The following is a 16902-nucleotide window of genomic DNA, read 5'->3' on the forward strand; positions in this document are numbered from 1 at the left end:
GCTAGTTAGCGTTTGTTAGTTACCGTTTTTCGAAAAAAAATCAGGTAAAGCCATTTGGCTAAAACGAACAAACTAATGCCAATAACGTCAGCAATAAAGTCGCCAAACTCACCACTTCTATAACCGAGAAAAGATTGACCAATTTCAGTTAACGCACCATAAAACATAAGTAAAGGCACACAAAGGCGCAGAGACAATTTTATAACCGAGTGGCTAACCCAAGTTAAAATAAAAAAACTGATCAGGTGGCCCATGGTATCAATTGCGGGAAACTGGAATATGCGCATTCTTAAGGTGTCAGGTAAATATTCATGAGCGAAAAGCAGTAATATTGTGACGATAATCACAGAGACAAAAAAATAAGTATGTTGGCGAGCTTTCACAACGAGCCTGTTAATAATTAAGGAAGTGTCTCGATACTAGCATGGTTTGGCTAGTATTTCTTATTGGCTTTGCCTGCCCGTTATCGTATACATATTTGTTAAGTGCTTTAGTTTAGCGCTTTAGTTGCGTGCTTTGGCAGCAAAGGTATAATGGTGACATTGTGCAAACTTACCCCATATAGAGAATATATTATGCCTTCAATGGATATTGTATCAGAAACTGATTTAGAAGAAGTTCGTAATGCTGTCGACAATGCTAATCGTGAAATTAGTACACGTTTTGACTTTCGTGGTGTTGAGGCAAGTTTTGAGTGGAAAAAACCCAATGTAACCTTGAAGGCCGAAGGTGATTTTCAATTAAAGCAAATGTGCGACATGTTGCGCAGCCAATTAACTAAACGCAATGTTGATGCTAAAGCCATGAGCATTGGTGATGCCAGTGCCACAGGTAAAAACTGGAGTCTGCAAGTCACCTTTAAAGAAGGTATTGAACAAGATATGGCTAAAAAAGTAGTCAAACTTATTAAAGGTGAAAAGCTAAAAGTTCAAGCGGCTATCCAAGGTGAACAAGTGCGGGTAACCGGTAAAAAACGTGATGATTTACAAGCGGTAATGCGTTTACTAAAAGCCGCTGAGTTAGAGCAATCTTTTCAGTATACTAACTTTAAAGACTAGTTTTGCTTTCATGTTAGAAAGGTAAACAGCGAGTAAATTAGTGTTTTTGCCAAAAAACCATAACTATTGTTATGGTTTTTTATGTTTGTTTAACCGTGTTAAATTAATTGCAACTAATGGTATAAGTCGACTTATAATGACATGGGTAATAAACCTTAGCCTATTCAAAAATGAAATCTGCTACTAAATAGGACAGTTAAGTCATTATTGTTAGTTAAATTTTTAACAATGCCGCCTTCAATAACCCATGTTGGCTGCAGCCATTGCAGGCCAAGGGTAACTTGGTGCGTTATTTCATCTGCTTCTTGCCATCGACCATTGAGCTCAGACACGACATATAATTCTGACCCTATACCCGTTACCATTCAAGATGCATGTTCCAGAGTGCTTGAGAAATTTTAATTCAAGGCGCTGTGATGAAATAATGGTTGTTCCATTATAAGTTACAGCAACGATGAAGTGATGTTGCTCAAACGCTTCTTCGATGGGTTTAAAATGTCTTTATACTGCGTTAAATAATCAAACCATAGAATGACTATGCTTAAATTATTCTTCTTGCCTAAAGCCATTTTAATTCCCACTGAGATCCTGCACTTTGAATGGTAATGGGTATATACCCCAATCAGGGTAAATTGACGGTAATAAACGATATTGCCAAGAAATATCATATCGACCACTATCTGCACGGCTATTAATACCCGTTTGATAAAGTGCATCAATATCGAATTCATGTCTGCCTTGAAAAAATGTATAAACAAAGCCAGCTTGTACTGCAAATTCGCGAACATTGTCACTAGCATCATTAGCACTAGGAACATTACTCATAGGAACAATAGCACCTGCTAACAAGGCTAATCTTGCTGTGCCAGAGAAAAAGTCATCTTGCATTACCGTGTGACGATATAATGCAGATAACTCGCCAAAATGATTTTCATCGTTAGCTGTTATTTTGTAAGGGATGGTAAATAGCAAAGCTTGATCATTACTTAAGCCGTAGGCCGTACTAGTATGAAAGTTACCGCTGGTGCTACCGGTAATATGCTCATATAAAAACCTTACCACATAGCCATGTTTATCAAGGGGCAAAGCAACAAATGATCTTAAGCCCATACTATAGGCATTGGGCACATTAAGTAACGAAAGTAGGGTAATACTCGCTATGGCAGAAAGGCTAGTTGTTAGCTTCTTCATGTGATATCACCGTGACTTTTATTGGTGTAAATCCAGCATCGAGTATAGCTTGCTTAATCATTGCTATTGAGGGAGATTTTGCCTCAGTTTCTAAGCGAATTTTCTTCATTTTCATACTGACCTGTACTTTTGATACCCCTGCCATTTTATTGAAGGTGCGATTTAAACTATCAACACATAACGCGCAGGTCATGCCGTGAATTTCTACTTCTATTGTTTTAGCCTTGACTGCAAAGGTAAAAGATAATGTCAGTGCTAAAGCGGTTAGTAATAATAATATTTTCATTGGTTAGTTCTCCTTATAGGTCGAGCAAGTTTCGCATGGGTAGTAACAGGTAACTGGTGAAAAAGCCAATAAACCAGATCATTGCACTTAGCCAAAATATTTTTTTATTAAATTGTTTTGATTTTTTACAAAGGGCGGCTAAGTCAGCCTCAGCAGGACAATGTTGATTAGGCCGCCAAATAACGCCAGCTAAAATCAGCAAAATAAATGCCGCTAGGGTTAGGGTCCAGATCTTATGTTCAGCTAAAAAAACTAGCCCAGGAAGGTTGTAGTTTAAACTCGCCACTAACGCACCAAAACCTAAGGTGACGAGCAATATAGGTAAGGCACAACAAAGCAATGTGCCACTGGCAATAAAAAGTGTCAGCCACTTTAAATAAGGTTTTTCTAAAATATTAAGGTTTGCCATGTTAACTCTCGCCACTTGAACAGGTACCTGAGGCTTGGATCGGTGGGCATGGCACTGAACCATAAGAACAAAAGACACAACAATCGCCTTGAAGAGGTTTCAATAATACCTGACAAGCAGTACATTCATAGAACCATTGGCAAGCATTTATCGGCATTTCCAGTAATTTTTTATGGCCACATTCAGGGCAGATTAGTTCTGAGTCGGTGGTAATTTTAGTCATAAACGCTTCCTAGTTTGTTTATGTTAGTATAGAACCTATAGTTACTATAGGTTCAAGGGCTTTTGACATGAATTATGAAAAATATTCTATTGGCCAGCTGGCAAAAAAAACCGCGTGTAAGGTGGAAACGGTGCATTACTATGAAAAAATAGGTTTAATGCCAGAGCCACCGAGAACCGATGGAGGGCACAGGGTCTATGCCTTACCTCATGTTAAACGCTTGAATTTTATCAGGCGTAGTCGTGCTCTAGGCTTTAGAATTGAGCAAATTAAAGAGCTACTTAAATTTATAGATGAGCCAAACCACTATTGTGGCGAAGTTAAAGCAATGGCAATGCAACAAGCTAGCGTTGTACAAGAGAAAATAGATGATTTACAGCGTCTACAATCAGCATTAAATGAAATGATTATTCAATGTTCCTCTGGGAATAAACAGGTTGATGACTGTCCTATTATTGATGCACTCTACACTGAGAAAGTTGTTGGGCAATAAAGATATTAAAGGCAAAAAAACAGTAATATTGATGTTTACTATTATTGTTTATACCCTCGTTCTAAGGGCTTACCCACATAATATTTATTCACTGCCTTAAGCCTAGCATTATTTCAGCGCTTGCCTCGGCAATACTTAATGCTACTAGTGAACTATTTTCATTATTTATTTAAATCAATTAAGCCCAAGTATTAGGCTATATTTTTATTTCATGTAAATAAAGCTGCACATTTTCTAAGTTAATATGACTTTTTTTGTAATAGGTAAGAGAAAGATCAATGGCGTGTTGTAAAAAATATTTTGCCTCTTGATAACGACCATCTAATAATAAAAAATAGCCGATATCATTATACGCCTCAGCGGTAGTCATCACTTGTTTAAAAAGTTGTATTGATTTGTTGTATTGACCCGTTCGTACATAAATCAACCCTAAATTAAGCTTCGCCCGTTCAAAAGCAGGATTGGCATTAAGGGCTTCTTTATAGTGTTTTTCGGCCAAAACATAATGATGAGTTAGGTAATATGAATAGCCTAAGTTAGTGTGAATAAGGGATAAATCATCGCTGATGGTTAATAGTAGCTTAAATATTTCCCTAGCATATTCATGCTGGCTATCAAGATCATTTAACACCGCATAAACATTGTAAGCTGATAATGGTGAGTCTTGATCGAGTTCGAGCAAACCCTTTTCAATATTGCCTTTTTGTAATCGATTTTGATCTAAATTAACAGTGCGCTCGAGCAGTGTTCTGGCTTTATTAATATTTCTTTGTTCTAGATAATAAATACCTACTGCAGCCAAGGCTGGGATATGGTCAGGATTGAGGGTTAATGCTTGCTTAAAAGCCCTGATGGCTAATTCTGGACTATTCAAGCTATTTTGAATTTTGCCAATTTGGCAAAACACATCAACATCGTTTTTATCCAATTCAAGCGCTTGAATATAATAAAAAATAGCTTTTTCTGGATTGTTATTCAGCTCTTCACGTTTTGCCTGTGCTATATTTTGTTGTTTAGATAGCACAACATTGGCAGAGTCTTTTTTTGCATTTGTCTGTTCAAGACTATTAGTGCTAGTACAACCGACACTAGCGAAAGAAAAGCTTAACAGCAAAAAAATTATAATTAGGTATTTATCACTTAAATATTTCATCACTAAAACGCCTTATCCCAAACATTCATTACTTTCAATACTGCGGGGCCAATGGCAACAATAAAGAAAGAGGGCCAAATACAAAACATCATCGGAAAAATCATTTTTACGCCAAGTTTAGCCGCATTTTCTTCTGCTGCCTGTAAGCGTTTATCCCGATACTCATCGGCATAAACCCGAATAGTTTCAGCGACACCAGTACCAAGCCTCAGGCTTTGTACAATAACTGAATTTAATCCTCTTATATCTTCTAAGCCAGTTCGGTCACTAAATTCCTGTAATGCTTGCTGCATTGATAAACCGACACGAACTTTACTGCAAACCAAGCCAAGTTCATGGGCTAATTCAGGGTGAACAAAGTCCAGTTCATTTTTAACGCGTTGAAATGCTTCTAACAAACCTAAACCTGCCTCACAACAGACTATTAATAAATCCAGTGCATCGGGAAAAAATTTACGCAACTCTTTCATACGGCGATCAGCTAATTTATGAAGTATCAACGAAGGTAATATATAGGTAAAGCCGATAATAGCAGCAAAAATATAGAGGGTCATTAGAGGGGAGAAACTGCCGGAGAACTTAACCACAACAATTGTAATTAGTACGCCAGACAGCAATGACATCAATTTAAGGGCATTAAAAAGTTTTAACGCATTGGTTGAATGATAACCGGCATGAATAAGCAATTTTCGGGTGGCTTTATCGCCAGAAAAGCTAGTATTGATTAATGGCAGATGTTTAAGTTTATCTAGGTTATGTTCAAGGGTTAATGAATAATCCTCTTGAGTATGAGTTGCTGATAAAGGTTGGTTTTTTAGTTTATCTATTTGCGCCTTAACGGGTGAATAGATACCTGAAAAAAAATAGTAACATGCTATGAATAAAGTGACACCGGCGGAGGCGGCAACAGCATAAATAACCCATTCAACTATCACTTTATTATCGGTAAAACTCAGTAATAAACCTTGTAAATATTCCATAGCCTATACCTCTATTTGAATCAGTTTTTTAATCCAGAAAATGCCTAGTAACATACCGGCACCGCCCCATTTAAGTAGGTTTAACCCTTCTGGAGTTGAAATCAATATAGCAACATAACTAGGGGACGATAAATATAAAACAGCAAACAGTACAAAAGGCATTAATACCAACACCCAACCCGAAAGTCGCCCTTCGGCAGATAAGGTTCTAATCTTCCTTTTGAAGGTGAATCGTTGTCTGATCACTTTCGATAATTTATCAATATTTTCAGCAAGATTACCACCGGTAGATTTTTGAATAGCAACAGCGCTAGAAAAAGCCATTGCTGAAGTGCTTGGTACTCGTTTAACAAAATTGAGTAATGCTGTTTTGGTATCATTACCAAAATTAATACGATTAAACATTATCTTAAATTCATCGGCTAAAGGACCTTCCATTTCCTCAAAAACAAGCTTAATGGCATCACTAAAAGCATAACCAGCTTGCAAACCTCTTTTAAGCACATCCATAGCTTCAGGGAATTGCTCTTCAATTTTCTCCATACGAAGTGTCATGTCGCGATTTAGTTTTAGGTGAAAAGCTAACAAAATCAGCAGTGAACATAAGGAGCTAAATAACCAATCCTTACTGAAAAAGCCAAGTAAAAAAAAGACAGAAATACTGCTAGCTAAGGCAAGTGCTAAATATTGATGGCCTAACAATTTTGACCCGGATATTTCCAGTTTATAGGTTAAATCTGCAATCCAAGGTATAGATTCTAGCCCGCGAGTAAAGGGCTGTAATTGTGCCACGCGGCTATTGAGCAATAGATTTTTTTCAATGCTTTTGTCTGTTAATGCCAGCGAAAGTAAATGTTTTCTTAACTTTTTTGTATCAGCCCTTTGTGGGCTGTATACCGAAACAAATAAACTTTGCGCCAATAAAACCACGGCGGCAAAAACTAAAAGTAAAAATATAAGTTGCGGACTCATGCTGCCTCCTATTAGAATTCCATAGCTGATTTATCAATACCGTAAATACTATAAGGTATGTCGATGCCCTTAAGTGTTAACTGGTTATGAAATACGGGTATCACTCCTGTGGCTTGATAACTGCCTATTATATTTCCTTGCTCATCTTTATCTTCGCGTTTAAAAGTGAAAATTTCCGACATGGTAATCACATCGCCTTCCATGCCGGTAACTTCTTGAATACTGGTAATGCGCCGACAACCATCTTCTTGACGTTGCAATTGCACCACCACATCAATAGCAGAAGAAATTTGCGCTCTAATATTGTGGATAGGCATGTCAAAACCGCCCATACAAATCATATTCTCTAAGCGACCTAAGGCATCCCGAGGCGTGTTAGCATGTAAGGTAGTCATTGAGCCTTCATGGCCAGTATTCATCGCCGCAAGCATATCTATCGCCTCAGCACCCCTCACTTCACCAATAATAATACGATCAGGACGCATCCTTAAACAGTTTTTAACTAGATCACGTTGTGATATTTCGCCTTTACCTTCAATATTGGCGGGACGAGTTTCTAAACGTACGGTATGAGGCTGTTGTAACTGCAATTCGGCTGAATCTTCTATGGTGATAATGCGTTCATCTTCAGGAATATAGCCTGATAAAATATTAAGTAGTGTGGTTTTACCACTACCAGTACCGCCTGAAATCAATATATTAAGCTTACCCTTAACTACCGCTTTGATTAACTGCCCCATTTCGTAGTTCATAGTGCCATAGTCAATGAGTTGTTCTGCGGAGAGTTTATCGACGGTAAAGCGGCGAATAGATAAAACCGGACCATCAAGGGCTAAGGGGGGAATAATGGCGTTAACTCTACTACCATCTTTAAGGCGGGCATCTACCATAGGAGATGATTCATCAACTCGGCGACCAACACTCGAAACAATACGATCAATAATACTCAAAAGATGTTTATCATCATAAAACTGCACCGCAACTTTTTCTAATTTCCCCTTACGCTCTACATAAATACTGTCATAGCGATTCACTAAAATATCGGCAATGCTGGGATCTTCCAACAGGGTTTCTAGGGGACCGAGTCCTAAAATTTCATCAATAATCAGCTTTATCAATATTTGACGAATGTTTAAGCTTAATGGTCGGGTGACTTCATTTAACAAACTACAACATAAATCGGTGATCTGTGCTTTGGCTAGTTCGTTCTCCATGGTTTCCAATACGGATAAATCCAACAAGGTTAATATCTTGCCAAATATTTCCTGTTTGGTCTGCATATCCTCAGGCGTTAAAATGCTAAAAGGATCGTCTGTTTTGTTATCATATGGCATCATGACCTCCGAATATTTTACTGAAGAAACTAGGTTCTTCTGTTGGAATTTCAATAGGGAAAGCTTGTTTTATAATGGTACAAATTTCTTTATGAATGATTTTGTCTTCGGTCAATTTTGCTAAGGGCAAACCTAAATCAGTACAAGAACTGGCCAATTTATAATTATTACTGACATAAAAAACACACTCGATAGCCAAAGCTTTTTTAATATCATTAAGGGTAATATTGGTGATTTTTTTTGAATAGCGGTTAACAATAATCTTGATAGTACTCTTGCTGATGCCCATATTATTAGTCAGTTGTTGAATAAGAGCCTTGGCTTCCCTCAGGCTGACAATATTTTGTTGGACAACGATGAAAAATTGGCTGGAGAGTAATACTAACGGTAAAGTGAGCGTATCTAAACCACGAGATAAATCAACTAACACCAAATCATGATTAAGTTTTATTTTCCATATGAGCTGCTCTAGGTGCTCAAAGTTTTTATTTTGCTCATTATCAAGCTGAGCATAGGCTTTACTGGCTAACAAGCTTAAATTTTTTCGTTTGGCCATCATGGACTTTATCGCCATGTTATCCAGTTTATTAATTTCATTTAGCGCATCGGTTAAAAAGTAATTTGTTTCGAGTTTTAGGGCATCGGCGAGAGAGCCGTAGTGCATGTCAGCATCAATGAGTACTATTTCATCTTGGCAAAGATCAGCGCTTATTTCACCTAAGCAGCTAGTAATAAAACTGGCGCCAGAGCCTGATTTACCGTTAATTATACTAATAATAGGGGCAACTTTTTTTTCTTTTAATATTTCATTGGCGCATACCGTTAAGGTATTAAATAACTCCTGTTCAATATCTTTAAATGGAATAATATCTTGTACATGATGATGCATCGCCGTGCGAACAATGTCAGCGTCAATGCCATCACCTAAAAGTAAGGTCGGCATATGCTTTTTTGCCAATTTTTCAATAGACAGTTTGCAAGGTTCTTTACCACTGCTGACCGCTAAAATTACCAATTCAAACTGACTAAAGTGTTCCGGTACTTTGTCATTAAACTCAAAATTTAAATTACTTATTAAATTAAATTGCTTCGAAAGGGTAAGTTGCATATTAACTTCGCTACAAATAACGAGCACACTTAAGTGAACGGGTAGGCTTTGCTTCTTTTTGAAAAAGTTATCAGTCACAGTTAACCTTCCATCAGGTAAATCAACAACATTATTGATATTTTTACTATTCATAATACGTCCTTAAATAACAATGCCTTAAACAAACTATGGTGATGTAGCGGTACTTGGCAAGCAATAGGTATACTTTGTTCGTGTTGCACCTAAGCTTTCTCTTGGTAATGTGGTGGCAAAACTAGGTGAGTTAAGCGTTAAAAATAGCCCCGGAATAATTAACTGATGCTGATAATTAGTTATTTCGGCTCGCACTAAAGCGATGTCATTAATATCGGCCACAGGGGCGCCATCAATTTGTAAATAACTTATTTGTAAATTTGTTATACCTAGGTTTGGCGCCATCGGTATTTTGTCAAACAGCGCAGCTTCGAGCATAGGGTCAAAAGCCGATATTGAACTATGGTCGAAATGACAAACCGTTGCTAATCTGGCGCCGCGCCTTGAGGCTTCGGTGAGTATATTCCAGACAAAAAATAACCGGCCAACTTCAAATACCGCAAATAACAGGAGAAAAAACACCGCACCGACAATGGAAAATTCTATGGTATATATACCTTTTTGTCGGTTTTTTTTAAGTTCTCTACCGCCTCTAAACATAGTTATAACGCCCTCATGGTATAGGTCGATATCAGTGGAAAACTTAAATCAATATCATTACCTAAACCAAAGGTGGTGAAAGTGTCAGAAAACAGTGGTTGCCAATCATACGTTACGGTTATAGTGATAAAATCGCCGCTAATACTGAAGCTGATGTCATCTTCATTAAGGTTAGGCAGTAAGCTAGTAGCACTAACACTTTGGCCATATCGAATTAAACTCTTAACCTCAGTGGCAACAGAATCGGTAATGTTTATTACATCGATACTGCCTGGCTTAGCATTGGCAGCTAAATAACGACTGGCATCTCTTACCGTGTTATTAAGTGCATTATATTGAAACATCAAACGGCCAAACTCAGCACTAGCACAGATTAACAGTAATAAAAATGGCAGCACCAGCGTAAATTCAATCGCGGCTAAGCCTTTTTGTTTACTGATACTCGTTATGTTAGTACTGATAATAGTCATATTATTCCTCCTAAGAATCAGTGCTGCCTGGTACATGGTATAACACCATCTTATATGGCCCAGGGGTATCTACTGGCTCTAAGGTGGCATCACCACCGCCAGAGCAATCATAGAGAAACTCTCCGATGACATAAGACTCCTGTCCTTTGTGCTCAACTTCTTGGGTGAGAAAAAAGCAAGCAACCCCTAAAAAGTCTAGATTATTAGCCCCATTTATTTTACCGTCACATTTACTAATAACGACATTCATAATTCTTCGCTCAGCAGAAGCTAGTGACTGTCGACTAAAATCAGGCTCTTGCGGATTAATCGTTAAACCTGCTGGTGGGGCTTGGCAACTTAAGGCAATATTTTTATTATCATTGATGTACCAAGTTGCTCGGTATGCTTTTGTTAATGCGCTTGCTTCGAGTGAACCATCGTCTTCAATTTCAATTTTTAAACCCTGACATATATTTTCATCCCTGGGGTGATCGGTAGCGTTTACTGGTCCGTTCCACTTTCCCATGCGTGTATTCAGTCCTTGTGCCACTGGACCAACATTATTACCGGGTTCTGTTGGCACTGACGCATTATCGGTACCTGTTGCAAAGCATGTTTTGGTTATATTATCCTCGCCAGCCATGGCTGTTCGAATATCGGCGGCACCAGAATTACTTGCCAAACGAATTAATTGAAAATTTCCGGTACCAATGGTTGAGTCCGTATTTGAACCAATTTTCATCACATACAAGGTGTTTTTTTCCAAGCCAAAATTTTCTTCACCCTCTATACCACAAACTGACATTGGCACTAAATTAGTAAAGCAATTTTCTACTGCGGTGCTAGGGCCAGCCAAAGCAGTAGCCGAAACTCGTTTGTTAAAGCTAAAAACATTGGCGAGAAAGTTATCTAAGGGTATTTGCTTTAGTGATACCTTGACAAATTGAGCTTCGATACTGGTATTCGTGACAACGATAAATGGGTCAGGTGTTACAGAATACTCTATGGTCAACAAGGCGCTAGTGTCGCCATCAAAATCGATAGCACGGGATAACTCTTGTTGATCCGTATGGGCAAGATTTATTTGTAATAAATTAATTGCGGCAACCGAAGCTTGTAGCCTAGTTGCGCCGTTATCGAGTTCTTTAGCTGCATGCAGTGCGGCGGCATCAACTAGATTTTGTAATCGGCCTTTATTCAATAATAGATGACCGCCATCTAATGCCAAGGATGCCAGTGTTATCAGTGCTAATAAGCTGATAACAAAAAGTACCAGCACATTACCCTTTTGATAATCTTGGTATATTGTTGGTCTGTTTTTTTGATATAACATAAGTATTTAACCTACTTACTGTTCTGCGTCATTTGACGAGATTCTTTCATGCTGTAAACACTGCGTTGATATTTTTTAATGACATTCGTGCCGTAGTTACCATTTAAGGTGACAATAATGCCATCATTTAGCTCTGCTGCGTTGGGGTTGAGTATTTGCACTTGTTTGATTTGTTTGCTCGACATTGCTAGTTGATAACTAGGTTGATCTGCGCAGCCCAATATCAGTAGGCTTGATAAGGCTAACAATACACTTTTGAGTAAGTTACTTTTTTTCATTACTAACTCCTTAACTAATTTTAATGGTTATTAATCGGTTTTAGTTGCTTTAAGTTGATGGCCATAACGCTGATTAGTACCGCCATCATTGGTTAAAATAATATTGTTAAGTTTTGCTCTTTGATTCGGTGATGTCGTTGCTTCGGAAGTGTTTTGCCGGGTCATCTTGCCTAATAGATAAAACTCCATATCGGAGACTGGCACAAAACCATCGGTAGGTAAGGAAATGTCTTTCTTATTAAAGGGTCTGACTAATCGTGGGGTTACCATAATCACTAATTCAGTTTGACCACTAATATATTCATGGCTACGAAACAATTGTCCTAAGATGGGTAAATCACCCAAACCAGGAAATTTAGTAACGCTGTCACGTAAGGTATCACTTAACAAACCACCGATAGCTATGGTTTGGCCATCAGCGAGCTCTACTGTAGTTTCCACCGTTCTTTTGATAATAGAGGGTACCACTAAGGATGATGATGAACCTGTAGGGGTGACACCAACGCCATGAGAAGTACTTAATTCACTGACTAATATTTTGAGGTTTAAATTGATTTTTCCTGAGTCTAATATCGTCGGTACAAAGCTTACGCCGACACCGAAGTCTTTAAATTGCACCGTGGTGCCTTCCTCACTGGGTACCGGTACTGGAAATTCCCCGCCAGCTAAAAACTCAGCTTTCTGGCCACTTAAGGCGGTAATGTTTGGCTCGGCCAGTATTTTGGCTAAACCATTTTGTTTGGCAACATCTAGGGCAAAGCTAAACTGCATATCGCCATTAATTAAAGAGCCAAAAAAACCACTGCTAATGTTACTTGCCACTCCGGCACCAATACCACTAACAATACCCGCTGTGCCATCTGAGCCATTAAAGGTTAATGACATGTTTGCACTAAACTTACGAGCAATTTCAATACTTACTTCTGCGACAGTTACTTCAAGCATTACCTGATGGCCGCCACCAATAGAAATCATATTGAGCACTTTACTGCTAACTTTACCTACCGATGCTGCTTCGGCATAACCACTAGCAAGCTCAACTGCGGTATTCATTTTTGCCAATGAGGAAGATTGACCACTAAGGACTAATTGTCCTTGCGATGTTTCCACACCAATATTTTCACCAGGCAGATAACGATATAAGCGTTGACGTAAACTATTTAAATCATGAGTAACTTCAAGGTTAATAATATCAACCAAGTTATCTTCTTCATCCCAGACCATGATATTAGTGGTACCTAGTGTTTTACCAACAATGTAAAGCTCTTTAGCACGTAATATTAAAATATCAGCAATTTTGTCATTACCTATTGAAACTCGGCTGACTGCTTGATTCATGGTTAAGTTTCTAGACTTGAAGATGGGTACCTTGAATTCATCGTTTATTAGTTTAGTGGGTCCACCCGCTAATACCGCAGAACTAATGAACAATTGCACTATTATCAATAAAATAAAGCAGTTGATTATGGTGACTATTTTAACGGTTACACCTTTCATGACTGTTTCCTTATTAGCCCTAGAGCCTCAATATCTATTCGATTTAATACCTAAACGACTACACCTTGCAATAACGATTAAATATCTACCTGCACGGTTTGCAGTCTAACCCCTCTGATTAACTCAACTCTCTGCCGTTGGCGAATCTTAGCCGCTGTCTTAGGGGCCGGATCAGCAAGCACATCAACTTTTGGCTCTATAGCCTCAGGTATTGCTGCTTGTTCACTGGCAATGAGTACCGCGTTATCATCTATTGGATTACGCAAGGCAAGCTGCAAGTAGCCATTTCTGCGCGCGCTCATTAGTATTTCTGCTTGTGTTAAATCAACTTCAACGGTGATTGAACGAACGAGTTGTGGTTTGTTTTCATCACTGGCGGCTCTTTGATCAACCGCCAAAATATTGATATTGGAAAGAATCACCTCGGTAGTGGGCTGACCGTCTTGTTGGTAGGTATTAAGAATATCTACTCGGTTGCCCGGTAATAAAAAGCCGGCGACACCCACAACATCATTAACGCGAATAGTAATTGCGCGCATATTTTCACTAATCAAGCTGGCTAAATAACTGCCATCACCTTGCTTAGCCAAACGTTCTGCTCTAACAATATCGCCAATGTAAAATTGGTTTTTAGCGACCTTACCGATAACGTCCTCTAAGTTATTTGCCGCTTTATCTGGCGCCATTGACTTGGGAAAAACCACTAAATTGACATGGTTAGCCTTTAAAATAGTGCCTGTGGCAATGTTTATTGTCGCGATAACCACATTGACTTGTGCTTCGGTTAATTCTTGCTGGTTTTCATTTAGCCAATTTTTGGCAATAAATACCGCGCCAACACCAAAAACGATGGACATGGTGATAAAAAGCATAGTATTTTTATTCATTATTCACTCCTTAACTCATTTGACTTATTAGGATTTTTGGCATTATTTGGGCTAGCGTTATCTGAACTAGAATTATCATAGCTGTGGACAAAATAATGTTGCCAGGCAAAACAGAGTAGCGCTTGCGTAACCACTGGCGCTAATTGATTAAATTTTATTTGGTCGCAGACTATGCTCAATAAGTCTCGTGGCAAGCAGGGTAAAAAATCTTTTTGATCGACATAGTGACGTTGTTCAACTAAATAAGTGAAAATGTCATGGTGACAATCAAGCTGATAGTCAGCACAGGTTTTAAACCAAAGTTGTTGGTATAACTCAATGGATAAGGCTTCGAATTTAATTTTGTAACCTAAACGACGTAAAAAAGCGTCATCAACCAAGTCTTGCGGCGCTAAATTGGTGGAAAAAAGTAAAATAAGCTCGAAAGGTATTTCAAAATGTAAACCGTTGGGTAAAGACAAAAAGTCGCGGCGTTCTTCTAAAGGGATTATCCAGCGGTTAAATAGTTCTACCGGGCTAATTTTTTGCCGTCCTAAATCATCTAATAATAAAATACCGTTATTGGCTTTTAATTGCAGTGGCGCTTTATAAGTTCGATTAGTAGCGTCAAAATTAACTTCCAACATCTCAGCAGTCAATTCTCCGCCAGTGACTAATAATGGTCGTTGGCATAAATGCCAGCGGGGATCATAACCATGGGCTAAGGCGACTAATTTGGCATCATTATTATTATGCAGTTGCTCATTGCTGCTCAAACTATGCAACTGGGGATCATAAACCTGAATAATAATGTTATTAATTTCTATGGCGGCTGGTATTAATATCTCATCGCCAAACAGTAAATTTAAATGTCGACAAAGGTAACTTTTGCCAACCCCAGGGGCACCATAAATTAATATAGGTTTACTGGAATTAAGCGCTGGCCCTATGGTGTTAATAAGTTCTTCAGAAAACATCAGCTTACTAAAACGCTGCTGCAGTAATTCTTTAACCACAACCGTATTACGGCTGGTTTGTTGCAGGCAAATATCACAGTATTGCGATAGTGGCACTGGCGTAATACCTAAGTAACCCGCTTGCTTAAAAGCCTTTTCGGCCTCGGTATTACCTAAGCCGCTCAGGGCATAACGCATTTGACCACTTTTGCTCGATTGACGGTTTTCTAACCAGTTCAGTGTTTTTGCATGATCTAACAAATTTTGAATAATGCCGCCACTTAAAGCCATTTTGTCTGCTAACTGACGCACACTGACCACATGATCAACTAACATATGTTTGATTAACAGTTGTAATAATAACTGCTCGGAAAGGCCAGTTTCTGCAATGGTTTTAGGTCGTTTTGCCATAGCCGCTATCGCAAGCATTGGCGCTAAGGCCTGTTCATCTTGAGCAATAGTTAGTGATGGCGAATTGTCACTAAGTGTCGGTGAACTGCTTTGTTGACTCTGTTCTTGGCTACTTTCCTTATTCTTTTCTGGGTTGTTTTTTTTGCTGTTTTTCCGACTACTTTTAAGTAATAAGGAAAGACCATGTTTAGGAGGAATTGCGTATTTTTCCTGCGCCATAGAGTCACTATCTGAGCTAGCTAAACTGTCAGAGACACTATCAGCGGCACTATTAGCTAAGTTGCCCGCTTGATTAGTCCGATCAAAAGGTGATGAGTCCATGGTAATTCCTATAACGTTGTTTAGTTATTACTTGTCTGTGCCTATTAAGTATTTGTACTGCTAAGTGTTAGTACTATTAAATGTTAATGCTACTCAGTAGAGTCGCTATTTTCGGTGCTATTTCAGCGCCTATCTCAGGACTCAGGTAACACGCTAACAACCAACCTAATGCTAATGCTGGTGCATAAGGGACGAATACCGATGTCTGGTTTTCGCTCTGCTTGATAAAAGCTTGGCTTGCCATCTTAAGCAGACCTGACCAGCCAAGCTTATGCAGTGCGAGAACTAAGCTAGTAAAGGTGCCAAAAATAATGCCGTAGACTAGCGACCAAAATAATAAGGTCGGCCCAGACAAGGCGCCTACGGCTATCATTAACTTGACATCACCCGCACCTAAAAAGCGAAAATAAAATGCTGGTAATAACAAAGCTAATGCTAAACCTGCCCCCAATAATGCTTGTCCTAGGCCATACCACTGGCTGATATAAGCTTGCAAGGCAAGGGCAGCTAGTAGCCCAGCCAAACAAAGCTTATTGGGTATACGTTGATAGCGCAGATCGAAATACAAAGCGCTAAGCAATAATAACAAGGTGATAGCAAGCATAATCATACACAGGAGCCAACTCCATTGGTCTCAGTATATGTCCCCCCTGAGGCTGCACAGCTTAGCTTGGTAATTTGCCCTGTAGCATTCTCGCCTAAAGTAAGGAATGCGGCAACCATACCGCCAACCACTAAACCACCGGCAATGGCATATTCCACCGCGGTGAGACCACTTTCATCTTCAATAAAATCTTTCAGAAAACTTTGCATAGATTGAGTTGATTTATTCATTAGATGCTCCAAAACCATTAATGTTTATGCTTGATTGCAAAGCAAGAGCTAACAAATGCACTTGGTCTATCCTAA

General features: G+C 38.8%; 22 protein-coding genes. 2 read left to right on the forward strand and 20 right to left on the reverse strand.

Features of this window, described 5'->3' with window-relative positions:
* Nucleotides 1-5 precede the first annotated feature (5 nt).
* On the reverse strand, nt 6-383 hold the full coding sequence (locus ASU03_RS03865) for a VanZ family protein (protein WP_057830548.1): 378 nt from the start codon (nt 381-383) through the stop codon (nt 6-8).
* A 192-nt stretch (nt 384-575) separates the two neighbouring features.
* On the opposite strand from ASU03_RS03865, the gene ASU03_RS03870 reads away from it, so the two are divergent.
* Nucleotides 576-1058, forward strand: coding sequence for a YajQ family cyclic di-GMP-binding protein (locus ASU03_RS03870; RefSeq protein WP_057830549.1), 483 nt, complete (start codon nt 576-578; stop codon nt 1056-1058).
* A 164-nt stretch (nt 1059-1222) separates the two neighbouring features.
* Here ASU03_RS03870 and ASU03_RS03875 read toward each other — a convergent pair whose 3' ends face one another.
* From ASU03_RS03875 to ASU03_RS03895, 5 genes are all read right to left on the reverse strand, one after another.
* A complete protein-coding gene (locus ASU03_RS03875; RefSeq protein ID WP_057830550.1) occupies nt 1223-1423 on the reverse strand; it encodes a hypothetical protein in 201 nt (66 codons plus the stop codon).
* A gap of 205 nt (nt 1424-1628) precedes the next feature.
* Entirely contained in the window at nt 1629-2249 is a 621-nt protein-coding gene (locus ASU03_RS03880) for a hypothetical protein (protein ID WP_057830551.1), read from the reverse strand.
* Entirely contained in the window at nt 2230-2535 is a 306-nt protein-coding gene (locus tag ASU03_RS03885) for a heavy-metal-associated domain-containing protein (RefSeq protein ID WP_057830552.1), read from the reverse strand. Before ASU03_RS03885 ends, ASU03_RS03880 begins: the two co-directional genes overlap by 20 nt.
* 13 nt (nt 2536-2548) lie before the next feature.
* On the reverse strand, nt 2549-2944 hold the full coding sequence (locus ASU03_RS03890; protein ID WP_057830553.1) for a hypothetical protein: 396 nt from the start codon (nt 2942-2944) through the stop codon (nt 2549-2551).
* Between the two features lies 1 nt (nt 2945).
* The gene (locus ASU03_RS03895; RefSeq protein WP_057830554.1) at nt 2946-3167 is read right to left on the reverse strand and encodes a GDCCVxC domain-containing (seleno)protein; all 222 of its coding nucleotides are present in this window, start codon (nt 3165-3167) and stop codon (nt 2946-2948) included.
* 67 nt (nt 3168-3234) lie between these two features.
* Here ASU03_RS03895 and ASU03_RS03900 point away from each other — a divergent pair, with 67 nt between their 5' ends.
* Nucleotides 3235-3660 (forward strand): MerR family transcriptional regulator, encoded by a 426-nt coding sequence (locus tag ASU03_RS03900; protein ID WP_057830555.1) that lies wholly within the window; start codon nt 3235-3237, stop codon nt 3658-3660.
* A 196-nt stretch (nt 3661-3856) separates the two neighbouring features.
* Here ASU03_RS03900 and ASU03_RS03905 read toward each other — a convergent pair whose 3' ends face one another.
* From ASU03_RS03905 to ASU03_RS03970, 14 genes are all read right to left on the reverse strand, one after another.
* On the reverse strand, nt 3857-4813 hold the full coding sequence (locus tag ASU03_RS03905) for a tetratricopeptide repeat protein (RefSeq protein ID WP_057830556.1): 957 nt from the start codon (nt 4811-4813) through the stop codon (nt 3857-3859).
* A 2-nt stretch (nt 4814-4815) separates the two neighbouring features.
* Nucleotides 4816-5793, reverse strand: coding sequence for a type II secretion system F family protein (locus ASU03_RS03910; protein ID WP_057830557.1), 978 nt, complete (start codon nt 5791-5793; stop codon nt 4816-4818).
* Between the two features lie 3 nt (nt 5794-5796).
* Nucleotides 5797-6765, reverse strand: coding sequence for a type II secretion system F family protein (locus tag ASU03_RS03915; RefSeq protein WP_057830558.1), 969 nt, complete (start codon nt 6763-6765; stop codon nt 5797-5799).
* 11 nt (nt 6766-6776) lie between these two features.
* Nucleotides 6777-8102 (reverse strand): CpaF family protein, encoded by a 1326-nt coding sequence (locus ASU03_RS03920; RefSeq protein ID WP_057830559.1) that lies wholly within the window; start codon nt 8100-8102, stop codon nt 6777-6779.
* A complete protein-coding gene (locus ASU03_RS03925) occupies nt 8089-9339 on the reverse strand; it encodes an AAA family ATPase (protein ID WP_057830560.1) in 1251 nt (416 codons plus the stop codon). The genes ASU03_RS03920 and ASU03_RS03925 overlap by 14 nt, the downstream gene beginning before the upstream one ends.
* A 33-nt stretch (nt 9340-9372) precedes the next feature.
* The gene (locus ASU03_RS03930) at nt 9373-9879 is read right to left on the reverse strand and encodes a TadE family protein (RefSeq protein ID WP_057830561.1); all 507 of its coding nucleotides are present in this window, start codon (nt 9877-9879) and stop codon (nt 9373-9375) included.
* Between the two features lie 2 nt (nt 9880-9881).
* On the reverse strand, nt 9882-10349 hold the full coding sequence (locus tag ASU03_RS03935; RefSeq protein WP_057830562.1) for a TadE/TadG family type IV pilus assembly protein: 468 nt from the start codon (nt 10347-10349) through the stop codon (nt 9882-9884).
* Between the two features lie 10 nt (nt 10350-10359).
* On the reverse strand, nt 10360-11664 hold the full coding sequence (locus ASU03_RS03940; RefSeq protein ID WP_057830563.1) for a TadE/TadG family type IV pilus assembly protein: 1305 nt from the start codon (nt 11662-11664) through the stop codon (nt 10360-10362).
* Between the two features lie 11 nt (nt 11665-11675).
* A complete protein-coding gene (locus ASU03_RS03945) occupies nt 11676-11942 on the reverse strand; it encodes a hypothetical protein (RefSeq protein WP_057830564.1) in 267 nt (88 codons plus the stop codon).
* Between the two features lie 30 nt (nt 11943-11972).
* On the reverse strand, nt 11973-13439 hold the full coding sequence (locus ASU03_RS03950) for a type II and III secretion system protein family protein (protein ID WP_057830565.1): 1467 nt from the start codon (nt 13437-13439) through the stop codon (nt 11973-11975).
* Nucleotides 13440-13516: 77 nt separating this feature from the next.
* The gene (cpaB, locus tag ASU03_RS03955; protein WP_057830566.1) at nt 13517-14326 is read right to left on the reverse strand and encodes a Flp pilus assembly protein CpaB; all 810 of its coding nucleotides are present in this window, start codon (nt 14324-14326) and stop codon (nt 13517-13519) included.
* Entirely contained in the window at nt 14326-15993 is a 1668-nt protein-coding gene (locus ASU03_RS03960; protein ID WP_197411188.1) for an AAA family ATPase, read from the reverse strand. Before ASU03_RS03960 ends, cpaB begins: the two co-directional genes overlap by 1 nt.
* Nucleotides 15994-16069: 76 nt before the next feature.
* Complete coding sequence (locus ASU03_RS03965) at nt 16070-16603, reverse strand: A24 family peptidase (protein ID WP_057830567.1); 534 nt, start codon at nt 16601-16603, stop codon at nt 16070-16072.
* Nucleotides 16600-16827, reverse strand: coding sequence for a Flp family type IVb pilin (locus tag ASU03_RS03970; RefSeq protein ID WP_057830568.1), 228 nt, complete (start codon nt 16825-16827; stop codon nt 16600-16602). Before ASU03_RS03970 ends, ASU03_RS03965 begins: the two co-directional genes overlap by 4 nt.
* Nucleotides 16828-16902 lie beyond the last annotated feature (75 nt).

The sequence above is a fragment of the Colwellia sp. TT2012 genome, assembly GCF_001440345.1.
Classification (GTDB): domain Bacteria; phylum Pseudomonadota; class Gammaproteobacteria; order Enterobacterales; family Alteromonadaceae; genus Colwellia.